Source organism: Mucilaginibacter sabulilitoris (assembly GCF_034262375.1).
In the GTDB taxonomy this organism is placed as follows: Bacteria; Bacteroidota; Bacteroidia; order Sphingobacteriales; family Sphingobacteriaceae; genus Mucilaginibacter; species Mucilaginibacter sabulilitoris.
On sequence record NZ_CP139558.1, the window covers coordinates 2,200,909 to 2,216,076 of the forward strand.

Sequence of the window (15,168 nt, forward strand, 5' to 3'; positions counted from 1 at the left end):
CTTTAGTCATCAGAAATACCCATTGCTTATTATGCAAGTTACCGGCGAAGACGACTTAAGTCCCATCATACTTCATGCACCTGTAGGTGTTTGCCTGCTCCATGCAGAAAGCCTGATCATCGAAATGGCGAATCTCCATTTGCTCAGACTGATCGGCAAGCCGGGTGAGAACCTGTCAGGAAGATCTTATCAGGAGATTTAAAGTTGCCACGCCGAATGACGAGCCGGGCCTGAAAGCGGCGGCAGCAGGCAGGCCGCATGAGGATCATAAGGGAGCGTTCATACAAATACAACGAGGAGCTGGCTGCTATCAATGAAGAATTGGCCGCTACGAACGAAGAATACCTAGCCGCCAATGAAGAACTAGGCGCTGCCAACGAAGAACTGGCCACGACCAATGAGGAATTACTGGAGGCCGAGGAAAATATACGACGGAGCGAAAAGCTTTTTCGCTCTATCGCTTTGAACATTCCCGGGTCGCTCATCATCGTGATTGACCGGAACCACCGCTATGTGACTATTGAAGGCGATATTATGGAAAAGATGGGTTATGATCGCCACCGTTACGAAGGTAAACATCCGGCAGAGATTTCACCAGAACGCTATGAAGCCTCCAAATCTTTATATGATAGGGTTTTGGCCGGCGAAAAGTTTTCGGTGGAACGGAAGGCCGAAACCAGTGAGTACTATCTGATCCATTTCGTGCCGCTTAAAAACGACGATGATCTGGTAGAATCAGCGCTCATCATTGCCCTGGATATTAACGAGATCAAACAAGCGGAAGAAAAAAGTGCGAAACTCGCAGCCATCGTGGAAACTACGGATGATGCCATCATCAGCAAAACAACGGAAAGCGTGGTCACCAGCTGGAACGCCGCGGCCGAATGGATGTTTGGCTATATAGCGGAAGAAATGATCGGGCAAACTATTTACAAGATCATTCCGGAAGACCGGGAGGATGAGGAACCGCGCATTCTGGCGCGTTTAAGGACCGGCAAACGGGTCGATCACTTTGAGACCAAAAGACTGACCAAAGACGGACAGCTATTGGACGTCTATCTCACGATCTCCCGGTTATGGACAAGCAGGAACAGATCATCGGTTTGTCGAAGATCGCGCGGGATATCACCGCTCAAAAACAGGAAGAACAACGTAAAAATGACTTTATCGGTATGGTGAGCCATGAACTCAAAACACCGCTGACCTCGCTGACTGCCATTATCCAGATGGCGCAAAGAAAACTTTTGCAGCACGAAGAGCCGTTCCTTTCCGAGGCCATGGAAAAGGCGAACTTTCAGGCCCGGCGGATGGCCGCTATGATCAACGGTTTTCTTAATCTATCGCGGCTCGAAGCGGGTAAATTATTAATTGAGAAACAAACATTTGACCTGGACCGATTACTGCGGGACATATTGGAGGAGACCCGGTTAACAGTGACCAGTCATGTTTTCAGTCTGGAAGAATGCGACCATATTACCGTTCACGCTGATCGGGACAAAATCAGCTCTGTCATTTCCAACCTCATCAGCAATGCGGTAAAATATTCGTCAAAAAGTCGTTTGATCGATATCCGTTGCAAACTCCAGAATAAAGTGGTGATCGTAAGTGTAAAAGACGAGGGCATGGGTATTCAGTCGGAAGATCTCGCGCACATCTTTGACAGGTATTACCGGGTTGAAACCAGCCGTACCCGTCATATTTCAGGTTTCGGTATCGGCCTTTACCTGAGCGCTGAGATCATCAAAAGACACGGAGGTGAAATCTGGGCGGAAAGCGAGTTAGACAAAGGCACTATTTTTTATTTCTCACTACCTATTAAATAGATAAGCGTTGTTAGCAGCAACGTTTGGACGGCAACCGTGGCGCTCAAACGAGCTAATGAATTGAAGTTCGGGTACCAGTTGTTACTTATTAAGGGGGGCCAAGCAGTTTTGGGCATTGCAATGTTATTTCAGTGATTACGGACAATATCCGCCATCCGCCGGCCTATACCCTTTTGTAGTCTTTCGATCAGTTCTCTTTTCGCATCGGTCATGACATTAAATTTGGGGCCATAAAGCCATGCTGATATTTTAGCATTTTGCAAATTATTTCAACATCTGTTTGATGAACGCCTGGTTAAGTTAAATAACACAAAATTTGCACGTAACCTATAATACGGAATCCAGCGTCGGTTTGCAGGTCATTTTAAATTATGACTCCTGATATAGTTGTATCTCTTCCGTTTTTTGCAGGTCCCAGAGCCAGTTTTGAATATAAGTGTACAGATTCTTTTGTTCCGGGCCGGGTTTTAATTCACCAAGGGAGCCAAACACAATAAGGCCGAGCGCGATACAATGCGCCATTTCCAGCCGCATCAGCAAGCCCATGCTGTAGCCGGCAATGAAGTTTTGCCGGGCATTGGAAGCAATTTCTACATGGTGGTCAACCTTCTTTCTCGAAAGTACAAATTGCTGGTCATCCGCATAAAAGATGGCATCGTTCGCCGAATAGATCAGGAGATTGGCGATATCCATGGTTCTGAAGATCGAAAAATACTTCTTTTTCAGATCCGGAAAAGACCGTTCCCCCATTGGCGTATCCGGCGCTACACCATTTAATACGCCCCATAATTTAACCGCTTCGTTTTCATCCAGCGCGAGGGTCGCTTTTCCGTGGCGTGAAAATGCACTAATGATATCAGGGCTTCATCCACCTCGAAAGAAAATTTCCCCATGGGATTGCCCAGATAAAAAATGTACTGCAGCCCGGTTTTACCGAGCGGCTTAATGACATTGATCAGCAGTTCATTCCACAGAACGGAAGCTCCCCTTAGTGTTGCCCAGTCATCAAAGGCGATAGTGTGGCAATTGTTGAATAACGATCGAAGCGCTTCAGTGATCTTATCATCCTTTAAAAATTCCTGCGGGTGGTTTCCGGCTGTGGTAACCTGGAGCCGCGAAAGTGGCTCCAGGTCATAGCTGGCATTTAAAGTCAGGCTGCGAATGCCTAAAATGTTTAAAATACCCGGCAGCGGTAACTCCCTGATACCGAAAGCGCTTAATGTTGGACCTAAACTGCTGACATACACCTGCTGCTGATCATCAAAACCAGGTATCGCGGCCAGCAGCTCCGTTAATACCGGGCCCACATTTTTGATTTCCATGTTGTAAGTTGCCATACGCTATCAGTCTTTAGACCCTTCCTCGAAGGGCTGCTCAACCATTCTTAATGCGTCGTCGGCGTATTCGCTGCCTTCGCTTAAGCTTTCCTCATTAGGATCGAAATCTTTTAACGCGTTATCGCCGGTTTGACCGTTCTCTTTTGCTTTCGGGTCGCCGTGCGACCCGAATAAAAAATTCATCATCATCATTTTGCTTTTTAATTAAGTGCCAGGGCCGATTCTTTCACCACCTGCCATCTTCCGGCCGAGTATTCCCAGAACACGGTAAAGAATTTCCTGTTCAATTTCCCGTCAAGCACCAATTCACGGGTGATCACTACCATACCTGTACGCTCATCGCACACCGCGTAATGATATGCCGTTTTGGAAGAAAGAGGTGGTACATTTGCATCTTTATTGCCCTGCACAAAGCTCATGAGCTGCTCCTTGTTCATGGTATCAACCACGCCGTCCTGATCTACTTTAACGATGAGCAAGTTATCCGAATAAGCTTCCTTCACATAAGGCATGTTAAAATGGGTGGCCTGCTCAATGAGTTCCCGGGTCAATTCTATTAACTGTTCGCTGTTCATTCTTTAATTTTTTATAGGTGTTACATTTAGGCCTCTAACTTTTGCTGGCTAAGCCATTTTTCAAAAGTGACCGTTCCCAATTTTGCCTCTCCGGCCGGTACTAATGCCGTCTCACTTACCGCTCCGCCGTAGTATTCAAATTTACCGGTAGATACCACCTTATGCGGATCATTTGTAAATTGCAGGTAACGTGCAACCATTTCATACATCGTTGCGCGATCCGGACCGGCTATTTCTACGATGCCATTAACAGGAGCGGCCAGCGCAGCTTCGGCAACAAACAAAGCCACATCATCTGAAGCAATGGGCTGGAATTTTACACTGGAAACATGTACTTCATCCCCTTTTGCAGCCTGGCTGGCTATACCTGGTATAAATTCCAGGAATTGTGTGCTCCGGATGATCGTGTAGGGTACTTTTGATCGTTTGATCAGGTCTTCCTGGACTTTTTTTGCCCGCATGTAGCCGATGGTTTGCATCAGGTCCGTTCCTACGATTGAAAGCGCCAGATGATGCTTTACCCCTGCGTTGATCTCTGCTGCCAGCAAATTGCGCCCGGATGTTTCAAAAAAATCCAGTACAGCCTGGTCTTCCCAGGAAGGTGCATTGGCCAGGTCAATAACAACTTCTGTATGATTCATTGCTTCGGCTAAACCTTCGCCGGTAATGGTGTTAATGCCGGTAGATGGAGAGGCGGCGATGACCTGATGTCCCGAACCGCGAAGATGTGCTACTACTTTGGTTCCGATGAGGCCTGAGCCTCCAATGACTACGATTTTCATGAGTTTGATTGATTAATGTTTTTGCATTAACAATTCAAATCAGATGCCATTCAAATAAATAATTACAAATCAGACAGATAAGTAAATTTGGGGCATTTGTTTTTCACTATATTTAGTGAAATTACTACTTGTCTCACTTAATTTAGGGAACGATGATCAGCTGAAATAGTCACTCTTGGTGATACCCAATTTTTTTATTTTAGAATGAAGCGTATTGCCGGGAATCTGCAAAATCTCGGCGGCGCCGCCCACGCCGGAAATTTTGCCGGAGCAGCGTTTCAATATTTCAATGATATAACTGCGTTCCACCTCTTCCAGCGGGCGGTTCAAAAGATGTGTCGATCCCGGCTGATCAATAGTCGTATTTTGTGGCAGGTGCACCTCCTGCAAAACGTCACCGGTGGTTAGCAGGATGCTGCGTTCTATTAAATGCTCCAGCTCACGCACGTTGCCCGGCCAGGTATAACTGCGCAATTGCTGCAGCACTTTTGGTGCGACCTTTCTGATCTTACGTCCGGTATTCCTGCTGTACTTTTGTACAAAAAAGTGGGTAAGCGCTTCGATATCCTCCGGCCGCTCGCGTAACGCAGGCAGGCTGACCGGGAATACATTCAGGCGGAAATACAGATCCGCGCGAAAACGGCCGGCCTTTACTTCTTCTTCCAGGTTGCGGTTAGTGGCGGCTATTAAACGAACATCTACCTTGATGGTTTGTTTACCCCCCAAACGTTCCAGTTCGCGCTCCTGGATCACGCGCAACAATTTGGCCTGTGCCTCGGGCGGCAGTTCGCCAACTTCATCCAGGAACAGCGTGCTGTTATTCGCCAGTTCGAATTTACCGATCCGGCGGTCAATAGCGCCGGTAAAAGACCCCCGCTCATGACCAAATAATTCGCTTTCTATTAAATTAGCCGGTAAGGCAGCACAGTTTACCTTTACCATTAATTTTTGATGACGCGGCGAGGCATTATGAATGGCCCTTGCGATCAGTTCCTTTCCGGTGCCTGTTTCGCCCAGTATCAAAACGGTAGTGTTGGACTCCGACACCAGCGACAGGAGCCGGTACACTTTCTGCATTTGCTCACCATTACCAATGATCTCGGTAAAGTTATAAATGGTTTTGATCTGCTCTTTCAGATAATCGTTCTCTACCTCCAATTGCTTTTTATAAGCCAGCAATTTTTCATTGGCCTGTATATTCGCAATGGCTGTGGATATCTGGGCGCAAATACCCTTGAGCATCAGCTTGCTTAACCGGTCGGCCAGCAGCCAGATGGTGCCGATATTTTTGTTCCCGACCCGCAGCGGCATGCCATATACATTTTTTAAGCCGGTGGTTTCCCAAAGTTTTGCGTAGTTATTGCCGCTTTTTAATTCTTCTTCTATATTAAAAATAATACCGTCTTCGCTGGACAGCACTTCTGCCGTATAAACATCGTCGACGGTGACCCGGTTATCCCGTAATTCAGCGAAATGTGCTTTTGTGTGCGCAAACAATTCCTCATCATACATAAAGGGCGACAAGTGGCGGTCATCCTCATCGATCACCCGGATCATGGATAACTTCGTTTGCAGAATTTTGTCCAGGACCCTGGAAATAGCCGCCTGCAGATCAGATTTTGTCCTTACTCGCGCAATATCACTACTGAAATCAAGTAGAAAGGCCTGTTCATCCTGCTTTTTAATGATCTGCTCGCTGGCGATAATATTGGCCATAGCGACGGAGACCTGGGAACAAAGGCCTTGCAGCAGGCGGATATTGATCTCGCGGATGTCCAGAAATAAAATTCCGAGATCCGTATCACCGTTACGCAAACGGATGCCTACGATCTCCTTGAATCCTATCGTCTGCCAGTATCGTAAATAGGCTGAGGTGATGCCCCGTTGTATTTCTCTGTCTATGTTAAACAATAGCGGGATGGGGCTATTCAAAACGCGGTCCTGAAGCCCGTCATTGATGGGACACGTCGCCTCGTCCGACCCGATCAATCTCTCCGGCCCGTTCGTTTGATTGAGACCGTAAACATAGGGACCTGTGGTGGTGCCGTCTTCATTGATGCTGCGAATGACAAAGCCCCCCTGCGGGTTTATTTTTCGCAATACCGTGCTAACGGCCAAAGCCAGCTCTGCTTTTGTTCTTACTGTTGCGATGTCATTACTAAGATCGAGGAGAACAGATTTTTCCTGTTCCTTTTTAAAGATCTCTTCATTTTTGATAATGTTGGAAACCGCGCTTGCCAACTGGGGTGCAATTCCTTTCATTACATCCCGGAATTCCTCGCTGAAGCTGTCAGGCTGATCGGAATACAGATGAATGAAACCCATTGGTTTTCCCGCGTTCATCAGTTTGGTCATCAGGAGCTTCCTGGCACCTCTCTCATAATTAGCGCGCAGAAAAGCAGGGTTTTGTGGTTGGTCCATCACATCTTCTAGTAAAAAGGATATGGGTTCCGCAGCTTGCAATGCCGTCTGCATAAATGGCTCGTTCAAAGAAAAATGAGTGCTGACCAGTTCCGGATAGTCTCCACGCGAGCGGAGGGGCGATTCATGATCGAGCAGGAAAGCGGCATAGGTTTCATCTTCACGATCAATGAGGGTAATGATCGTATGCGTAAAATAGAACAGGCTTTTGATCCGTTTTGAAAAAAGAGTAATGAGGTCATTTTTATCCCAAACCCCGGTGATATCATTGCCCAGCTCCGACAGTATCCTTCTTTCTTGTTCAAGCATAGCGAGAGAAGGAACTGAAAACCCAGGATCCATATTTTTTACCCTTTTCATGACGCGTTATGGCATAACTTGTTTGAACCGGCAAGTTATGGAAAATAAAGGTGGGTTACTGATGTAATGAAGCGGTCAAATTAAATAACGAAACGATCCCGCGCAGGATGTTGCCGATGCTATTGTAAAGCTGATCGGTACAGGGAAAGGTAAAAGACCTTTCAGGACAGTTGTTGACCCGATCACAGGGAAACATATCGATGTGGCTAACCAGGCAATTGCAAAACAGTTCGCAAAAGGATTGACCATATTCGGGATGGGAGAATTGTTAGCTTAATTCATGGGCAGATCTATAACGGCAGTAGTTTTACAAAAGTCATTTAATTAATATGGAAATGATCGAATTGTATCTACTGCCGTCATTAATTTATGGCGCCCTCATTTTACTTTCATTTTCTTCAAATCCAATTTTATCCTTGCGGCAGTTTCTATTTTCATTTTGTCTTTCACTTTCTTTAGTGTAGATCAGTGTGGTCTTTATACTTTTATAACCGAGCATTTTTGACACGGTCAGCAATTCTGTCCCCAATGGATAAACCAAACTTGATTGACCCCATTTGACCAATTTCAAAATGACCAGTTTTAGTGCCTGCGTTCAAGCTTTTAGGACAAGAAAGCAATTGGCGAAGAGGGGGTAGTGCTATTATTTATCCATATCAGGTCTGCTTTTATCATTAGTCTCTGCTTTGCAAACGCCCCGCCAATGGCCCGATTTCAGTCCCCGCATCAGGATCGCGCTATAGAAGACGCGCTGAAATATTGGTGATTTTTGACAATTTTGAGAGGTGATTTAAACAAAAAACCCCTCAAATCGCTTGATTTGAAGGGTTTTACACATTTTGTGAATGTATTTGGCGGAATGATATTATCCATCAATACGTTAAAAATTATTTCTGTTCAGGCTAACGCGCTTGCCGGCCCAAATAGAACTCGATTCAAGCAATCTATCATACTTAATTTCTTCATTGGTAGATAGTTGCTGCTATTGTCCTGCAAATTCAATGAGTTGATACGAATATTCCCTTGAACCCTTAATTTTGAATTTTATCACTAATAAGGACCGAGGTTCCCGATTTAATAAATCTGAAATCCGTGCAGCGTTTCTTACTAAGTCTCTCACAGCCATTGGCATTTGCGCGAATATCTCTTTGGCAGTATGCGGCTCTTTCAAAAAATGGCTATTAAGAATTTTATCTAGAGCATCAGCTAAGCCATGGTCTACAAATTTCCGAGGTGCCCCAACCTTTTTTCTTTCGGCTATAAGTACTTTAGTACTTTCGGGTAATTCGTTGAAAGCTGGTAAAGGATATTTCGGGTTCCCAAATTCATAGTAAGTCAAGCCGAAAACTCTACCTATTTTTTCAGCTGTTATAAGTACCATTCCTTTCTTTCCATCAATAATATCTTGAATATCAACTGAACTCATCCTAATAAGTTTGGCTAAGTCCGTGTGACTAAGCTTAAAATGGAGCAAATATCGTTTTACTTGTTTTCCAAAATTGATTGAAATGTAAGAGTATTCTATGGGCACGACTAAATGAATTTAAAACGAAAAAAGCATTTGCTTTTTTCGTTTATTGTTTTTACATTTGTTTTGTATTAAAAGCGACAAATAGGTGAGGCATGAATGCATGTTTCACGAAACGAAGTCTCTCACACATAAAACCGCCAAGTTTTGCCCTGTGAGATGGACCGTGAGTTCGCCCTTATGGCTGTAATATTTTATCTTCGCGATATTATTCCAGTCGGGCGAGCCCTACGTAAGCCATTTTGAGGGGCAAGCTCCATCTGAAAAGTTGGAGTTAGGTTACTTGGCGGTACCGTTGCTCAAGATGCAGTAGGGTTCGCCCGTTTGGTATATCAAACTCAAACTCTTTACTGCACCCTTGCGCTGGAGGCTCGTTTTAAACATAATAAAACAATGAAAACGAGAAAAAATAGCCAACACCAATGCCTGCCAAAAGCCGCCTGGTTCTTTGGTTTTCCTTCTGTTTTCTATTTTTCTGCCTTAACTGATCCGCATTGCCGGTCTGTTATAAAGAACGTACACAAGCCGCCCGAATAATTGCGTTTGCAATTACTTACCAGATGTTATTTAAGGTAATATGGCTTTCAAAAAAATTGAAAGTTCATAGGGCATGAGATTGTATTGTCTCAAAAATAGCCAAAAACTTCATCGTTTTCCAATAGGATGATTAATGTATTTAATCAAAACGGGAAAGTTATGCCCATTCATTAGTGAGTTTGAAAGCTTTCGGCTTTGATCGCCAACCTTAAATATTCCATCTGCAATAAACCGACCTTAAAACAAGCTTCGTGAACAATAGAGAAGTGGAGGAAAGATGGCCCATGTAAATTATAGCATATTGTCAGATTCTGAAATTTGTACCCGGATTAAGCAATCTGATCACCTGGCCTACACAGAAATTTACCATCGGTACTTTGATCCTATTTTTCGACATGCATTCAAAAAATTACGCGATGAGGATGCTGCCAAGGATATTGTTCAGGACGTTTTCACCAATTTATGGTTAAAACGGTCGGCTTATAATATCGAGTCAAATCCGGCGGGCTACCTATACACCTCAGTACGAAATGGGATTTTCAATTTCTGGGCAAAAAAGGAGATCAGAAGCAGCTATTGGGATTCATGCGCCGATGATCATTACATCGATCGGTATACAAATGCGTCAACGGATTATAAAATTAGGGAGCAACAACTGGCAGCGTATATCGAGCGGCAGCTAATGGGTTTTTCTCCACGAATGCGTGAGATTTTTAAGTTGAGTCGAAAGGATCATTTATCGCATCGGGAAATTGCCGAACAGCTCAATACAACTGAAGCCAATGTTTCTAAACAAGTTGGAAATGCTTTAAAGATATTACGTGCGAAAATTGGTACCATGATTTTTTTGTTCCTAATAGTCCTGACCTGCTTTATTCTTATCGGTAGTTGCTTAAGCCATTGTTCTTTATCCTTACCAGGTTGTTAGATATTCTATAAGAAATGGGGGTTGTTGTTAATCTCAGGGATTTTGGCAAGTATGACCCAGATCAGGTATTGCGGGTGTTTTTCAGGTTGTTTGATTCCGCAACGATAGAATCGAGCTTGTGGAAAGTTTTTGCAGCGATAATCAAAGCCAATGAGAAGGAGCAAGGGTCTGGTCAAATTAGTATCGATGAGATTGCCGCCGTATTTGATGAATTAATTGCGTTAACAAAAGCTGTTGAGTTGTTGCTTGCAGCGCCGCCGGAGCGTTGCCCGGTTTGCAAACGGATAGAAATCAATGGTGGAGAAGCTGGATAGAACTTATAGTGAATTTGATATTGATCTACAACAGAGTTTATAGTAATTGTGTCCTAAATTATTCTAATAAATAATGGTTAATCCTGAGCATATCGAATTTCTTGACAAGGTCTTTGTAAGAACACCTTATTTGGAATCGTCTGCCTATAAGGTCGGGAAGCTTCGGGATGTGCTTAAAACAAACGTTTTTAAGAATGCGATTTGGCTTGCCTCAACGGAGTTCTATAATGAGCTTGCTAAAAAGAATTTCGATTTCGAATTGTTGACCAAAAAAGAGCAGCTCACGGCATTGAAATTCTACAATAGGATGAGCTTCAGAGGTACGCCATTTGGCGTGTTTTCATCATTCGGGCTTGCCGACTGGAATGCTGATCAGCGGAAACAATATGCCGACAGCAAACAGCCGATATTGCATTTACTTCCTGCTGTTCAGTTTGAGCAGCAGCACTTGCAGTCTGATTCTTTGACAGCAGATACATTAATTGCAATTAATCCGACCCTGTACCAGTTGAGTTCCGGCTGGCGATATTCACGATATGAGGAAGATCAAAAGGGCAAATTATTATTTTCGGTTTACTTGCTTGAGTATGATCCGGCAGATGAATTGCTCCTTGCCTATCTGCAAGAAAAACCATTGCCCTTAAACGAGCTTAGTAGCTATTTGATCGAACTGACCGATTGCACGCGCGATGAGGCAACTGATCATATGGCCAGACTCGTCAATGAGCAGGTGCTGATTACCATCAATGCTTTGTCTCTGTTAAAAGGTAAATGGTTAAATAAATATTGCACCGTACCATACGATCAAGACCTGAATTTGCCGGAATTTGTTTCCGCTACAGATCCTGATTTACCAAAACCTGACGACGGCAAATTGTTATATGCTGGTATGGAAATGGAGGAGTCTGCGAGCTTATCCGCCGAGTGGCAACAGGAAATTATGGAAGCGCTAAAGGCCCTTGATTTATTGGCCCCTGTTCCGCCAAAAAATAACCTGGATAAATTTAGGGAAGCATTTGAACTGAAGTTTGGCGAAAGGCATGTGCCGCTTTTAGAAGCCCTTGATCCGGACCTTGGTGTTCTGTTTGATGAAGAACAACCGACAGACGAGCATGAATTAATAAAAGGCCTGGAATTTAAACAAGAACCGAAAGTAAATGATCAGATAATCTGGTCGCCAGTTCATAGGTTGTTAATGAAGGTCTGGCTTCAGAATAGCAGAAGAACCGAATGGGAGTCTGTGGCGTTAACAATGAATGATATCTCCGGTTTGCCTGGTAATAATTTGCAGTTTCCGCCGTCGACCAGTGTTTTTTGCGCTTTGGGAGAAAATAAGATTGTTTTTCAAAATATCGGAGGGGCGACGGCCAACGCACTAACCGGGCGGTTTTCAGCATTCAGTGATGATTTCGATGCTTTTTGTAAAGCTACTGCTAAACAGGAATCTGAAGCGAATCCAACTGTTTTGTTTGCCGAAATTGAACAGCTTAGTCATCGAAAAATTGATAATATAAACAGGCGCAGGCAAATATATGAGCATGTTATACCACTAAATGTTTTCCCAGCCGAAAGCGCTATTTTACCTAGGGACATTGACGTGCTGGTTAGGAGGAATGAAATTGTCCTTATTCACAGGCCTACGGGCAAACGTATTGTTCCCCGGTTGCCAACGGCATTTAATTATCATCATAATGAGATGCCTTTGTTCCGGTTTTTGTGCGCATTGCAATATAAATCGATTCGCGCAAATTTTGATTTTGATCCGGAAAAGATTTTTCCAGGGTTGAATTTCTATCCAAGAATAGCATACGGACGGTGTGTTATTAGTCTTGCCCGCTGGTATGTAAGTGAAGTTGACATAAAGATGCTAATGCAGCGACCGTTGTCCATAAGCCGGCTTCATTTGTTTTGCAGGGAAAGGGGAATCCCTCCGATGATCTCAGTAGGCAGGGGAGATCAGCAACTATTTTTTGATCTGTCTAATGATGAAGAAGCAATATTTTTTTTGGAGGCGCTCAACGATCAGTCTAAAACTGTAGTCACCGAATTTATTGCACCAGATGATAGTCAGGCGAAAAAAGGTGGGAGGCACAATTCGCAGTTTATAGTTTCATTGCGAAATACCCAATTTGTTTATCAACCTGTAGCCGCAGTTGTACAATCTGGATCAACTATCAGGGATTTTCAACCGGGTTCTGAATGGGTATATCTTAAAATCTATGCGACTTATCAAAGCATGGAGCGTATCCTGTCGGAAACGCTTATCCCATGGGCTATCCGGAATAGGGACCGTTTAAAGCAATGGTTCTTCATACGGTATTATGATACGGGTAGCCATCTCCGGTTTCGAGTAAAGGTCGACTTAGCAATAGTGAAGGATGTGCAATTTGATCTTCAATCAATTTTCAGCCCGCTCATGGCATCGGGAATGATCCAAAAAACATATTTCGATACCTACCAGCGCGAAATAGAACGATATTCTGCCAGGCTAATGGAAGATGTCGAGTGGGCATTTTTTAAGGGGAGTGCGTTAGTTGGGATAAGGATAATTGCGAAAACGAATGGGAGGGAAGACGATTTGGTTTGGCCCATTGTCCATTGTTTCCGAATCGTTTCCATATTTTTTGAAAATGATTTAGAACAAATTAGCCAATTGTGCGAATGGGTTGCAGCTGCGTTTTTTAATGAGCATGGCAGCGGAAAAAACCTGAAACGGTCAATGGATGATCGATACCGCGAACTACGTCCGGATTTATTGAAGGCAATGGAGTCTGCTATTGATGACGATTATTTAGAATTTGATACGGCGATTAGGCTGCTTTCAAAAAAATCCGTCGATTTAAGCTCACTGGCCCGCCAAAGGCTGATTGCCGATATAATTCACATGGAGATCAATCGAATTTTCATTAGTGAGCAGCGCATGCATGAGGCTTTTATTTGGCATTGTTTATCAAAAAAGGTGGTAACACAACTAAAAAGGCAATTGCAGGTTGACGTAACATTTATAAGCGGCCGGTGATGGTTAGATGATGAAGGTCTGTCATAAACTGTTCTTTATATTGACGTCCGATCGGGATAACTTTTTCGTTCTTTAATATTATCTGACCTTTGTCGACTGCATGAACCTGGTTGAGGTTTATGATATAGGACCGGTGAACTCTTGAAAAAATGTCGGTGGGAAGCCAGGCCTGGACATCTATAAGTTTGTTCATTGCGGTTGTTTGGCCGAAAGAAGTTGTAATGTGAACAATGTTATCGTCGCTTTCAATAAAAACGATATCAGGCAAGTCAATTCGAACGTACTTTCCTTTGGTTTCGGTGCGTACGAAAAAGAAATCTCGGGACGACGGAGTTAGGGTATTAGTTGAAGCCTTTTTTATAGCGTCGAGAAAACGATCATAGGAAAATGGTTTTAAAAGGTAGTCAACTGCCGATAAGTCGAAAGCTTCAGGCCCGTAATTTCGAAAAGAAGAAATTATAATGATCTGGCTTTTTGAAGCAATGAGCCTTGCAAATTCCAGGCCGTTCATTCCTGGCATTTCTATATCGAGAAAGGTAAGCTGCGGTGGATTGGATGAATTGTAGACGTATATGGCATCTACTGGATCTGTAAATGTTGAATGCAGAACCAAAAATTTCGTTCTTTGAATGTATGCAGAAAGTAAGGTAATTGCTGGCGGTTCATCGTCAATTATTGTTACGTTCATAGGTTAAATTTATATTAAGTTCCAGGCTAAAAAGGTCACCGGCCTCTGTTATCTGAAGTTCGTAATTATTGGGATAAGCGTAATCAAGCCGAAGTCTGGTATTGTTGAGGCCGACATGTGTATTCTCGTTGTCATTGCCGCGCGCTTTGGGGACATTCTGAGTAATATAACGCAAATGTCCATCTGGGTTTATCGTTATCTCAAGGCTGTGCGGCGGAACCCTTAGATCACCGTGTTTGAACATGTTTTCAGTTAGGGTGATTAAGACCAATGGAATGATAGAAAACTCAGCCGGGTGACCAACGATATTGAACTCTAATTCAAAGGTTTTTTGGAATCGATAGGAATTTAATTTAATAAGATTCCTCAGCTGTAAGAGTTCATCTTTCAATGGTACCCGACCCTTAGGGTCTGCTTTCTTGTAGCTAAAACGCATTATATCGGAAAGCAATAGAATTACTTTCGAATCTTGGGGTGAGTTTATATAAACCGAACTATAAATCGCATTTAGCGTATTGAATAATAAATGTGGATTGATTTGTTGTTTAAGGAAAGCGTTTTGAGCTTCAGCATATTCGAATTTTAGTTCGGCATTGGCTTTCTCTGTTATGGCGTTTTTGAATAATGCTTCATTTGCGTTTCGCCGGAATCGGCCAAGATTGAAAGCTGACCACACGACGGTCGAGAGAATTAGATAATATAAGCTTCGAAACACATTAAGACCTAAATAAGTTTTGAAAGTTGGCCAAAACTGCTCTTTAGGCTCTGAATTAATAAGGGTAAAATAATCTAATCCGCCTTTAAGTATGGTAACCGCAGCCATTTCTATAATGATGAGCGTTATAAGGCTGCCGTA

Annotated in this window: 16 protein-coding genes; 7 read left to right on the forward strand and 9 right to left on the reverse strand. The window is 43.5% G+C overall.

Translation table 11 applies throughout. The annotated features are described in order from the left end of the window. Positions 1-31 precede the first annotated feature (31 nt). From SNE25_RS09435 to SNE25_RS09445, 3 genes are read left to right on the forward strand one after another with little or no spacing between them, the layout of a single operon-like run. Positions 32-202: a hypothetical protein gene (locus SNE25_RS09435; protein ID WP_321564845.1), complete on the forward strand. Its 171-nt coding sequence runs from the start codon at positions 32-34 to the stop codon at positions 200-202. Between the two features lie 56 nt (positions 203-258). Further along, the gene (locus tag SNE25_RS09440) at positions 259-1,179 is read left to right on the forward strand and encodes a PAS domain-containing protein (protein WP_321564846.1); all 921 of its coding nucleotides are present in this window, start codon (positions 259-261) and stop codon (positions 1,177-1,179) included. Further along, positions 1,104-1,823, forward strand: coding sequence for a sensor histidine kinase (locus tag SNE25_RS09445; protein WP_321564847.1), 720 nt, complete (start codon positions 1,104-1,106; stop codon positions 1,821-1,823). Before SNE25_RS09440 ends, SNE25_RS09445 begins: the two co-directional genes overlap by 76 nt. A 369-nt stretch (positions 1,824-2,192) precedes the next feature. On the opposite strand, the gene SNE25_RS09450 is transcribed toward SNE25_RS09445, so the two are convergent. From SNE25_RS09450 to SNE25_RS09480, 7 genes are all read right to left on the reverse strand, one after another. Then, positions 2,193-2,573 (reverse strand): hypothetical protein, encoded by a 381-nt coding sequence (locus SNE25_RS09450; protein ID WP_321564848.1) that lies wholly within the window; start codon positions 2,571-2,573, stop codon positions 2,193-2,195. 23 nt (positions 2,574-2,596) lie between these two features. Then, positions 2,597-3,160: a hypothetical protein gene (locus tag SNE25_RS09455; protein WP_321564849.1), complete on the reverse strand. Its 564-nt coding sequence runs from the start codon at positions 3,158-3,160 to the stop codon at positions 2,597-2,599. Positions 3,161-3,166: 6 nt separating this feature from the next. Beyond that, positions 3,167-3,352: a hypothetical protein gene (locus SNE25_RS09460; RefSeq protein ID WP_321564850.1), complete on the reverse strand. Its 186-nt coding sequence runs from the start codon at positions 3,350-3,352 to the stop codon at positions 3,167-3,169. 8 nt (positions 3,353-3,360) lie between these two features. Continuing rightward, positions 3,361-3,735 (reverse strand): hypothetical protein, encoded by a 375-nt coding sequence (locus tag SNE25_RS09465; RefSeq protein ID WP_321564851.1) that lies wholly within the window; start codon positions 3,733-3,735, stop codon positions 3,361-3,363. Between the two features lie 26 nt (positions 3,736-3,761). After that, on the reverse strand, positions 3,762-4,517 hold the full coding sequence (locus SNE25_RS09470) for an SDR family oxidoreductase (protein WP_321564852.1): 756 nt from the start codon (positions 4,515-4,517) through the stop codon (positions 3,762-3,764). A 156-nt stretch (positions 4,518-4,673) separates the two neighbouring features. Then, positions 4,674-7,298, reverse strand: coding sequence for a sigma-54-dependent Fis family transcriptional regulator (locus SNE25_RS09475; protein WP_321564853.1), 2,625 nt, complete (start codon positions 7,296-7,298; stop codon positions 4,674-4,676). A 982-nt stretch (positions 7,299-8,280) separates the two neighbouring features. Next, on the reverse strand, positions 8,281-8,724 hold the full coding sequence (locus tag SNE25_RS09480; protein ID WP_321564854.1) for a hypothetical protein: 444 nt from the start codon (positions 8,722-8,724) through the stop codon (positions 8,281-8,283). Positions 8,725-9,219: 495 nt separating this feature from the next. On the opposite strand from SNE25_RS09480, the gene SNE25_RS09485 reads away from it, so the two are divergent. The 4 genes from SNE25_RS09485 to SNE25_RS09500 all read left to right on the forward strand — a co-directional run bounded on the left by SNE25_RS09485 (position 9,220) and on the right by SNE25_RS09500 (position 13,624). Beyond that, positions 9,220-9,363 carry a hypothetical protein gene (locus SNE25_RS09485; RefSeq protein WP_321564855.1) on the forward strand — a complete coding sequence of 48 codons (144 nt, stop codon included), beginning with the start codon at positions 9,220-9,222 and terminating at the stop codon, positions 9,361-9,363. A gap of 301 nt (positions 9,364-9,664) precedes the next feature. After that, positions 9,665-10,291: an RNA polymerase sigma factor gene (locus SNE25_RS09490; RefSeq protein ID WP_321564856.1), complete on the forward strand. Its 627-nt coding sequence runs from the start codon at positions 9,665-9,667 to the stop codon at positions 10,289-10,291. A 14-nt stretch (positions 10,292-10,305) separates the two neighbouring features. Further along, positions 10,306-10,605 carry a hypothetical protein gene (locus SNE25_RS09495; RefSeq protein WP_321564857.1) on the forward strand — a complete coding sequence of 100 codons (300 nt, stop codon included), beginning with the start codon at positions 10,306-10,308 and terminating at the stop codon, positions 10,603-10,605. A 73-nt stretch (positions 10,606-10,678) separates the two neighbouring features. After that, a complete protein-coding gene (locus SNE25_RS09500; RefSeq protein WP_321564858.1) occupies positions 10,679-13,624 on the forward strand; it encodes a lantibiotic dehydratase in 2,946 nt (981 codons plus the stop codon). On the opposite strand, the gene SNE25_RS09505 is transcribed toward SNE25_RS09500, so the two are convergent. Next, positions 13,608-14,312 carry a LytR/AlgR family response regulator transcription factor gene (locus SNE25_RS09505; RefSeq protein WP_321564859.1) on the reverse strand — a complete coding sequence of 235 codons (705 nt, stop codon included), beginning with the start codon at positions 14,310-14,312 and terminating at the stop codon, positions 13,608-13,610. The genes SNE25_RS09500 and SNE25_RS09505 overlap by 17 nt on opposite strands. After that, the gene (locus SNE25_RS09510; RefSeq protein WP_321564860.1) at positions 14,293-15,135 is read right to left on the reverse strand and encodes a sensor histidine kinase; all 843 of its coding nucleotides are present in this window, start codon (positions 15,133-15,135) and stop codon (positions 14,293-14,295) included. Before SNE25_RS09510 ends, SNE25_RS09505 begins: the two co-directional genes overlap by 20 nt. Positions 15,136-15,168: the final 33 nt, after the last annotated feature.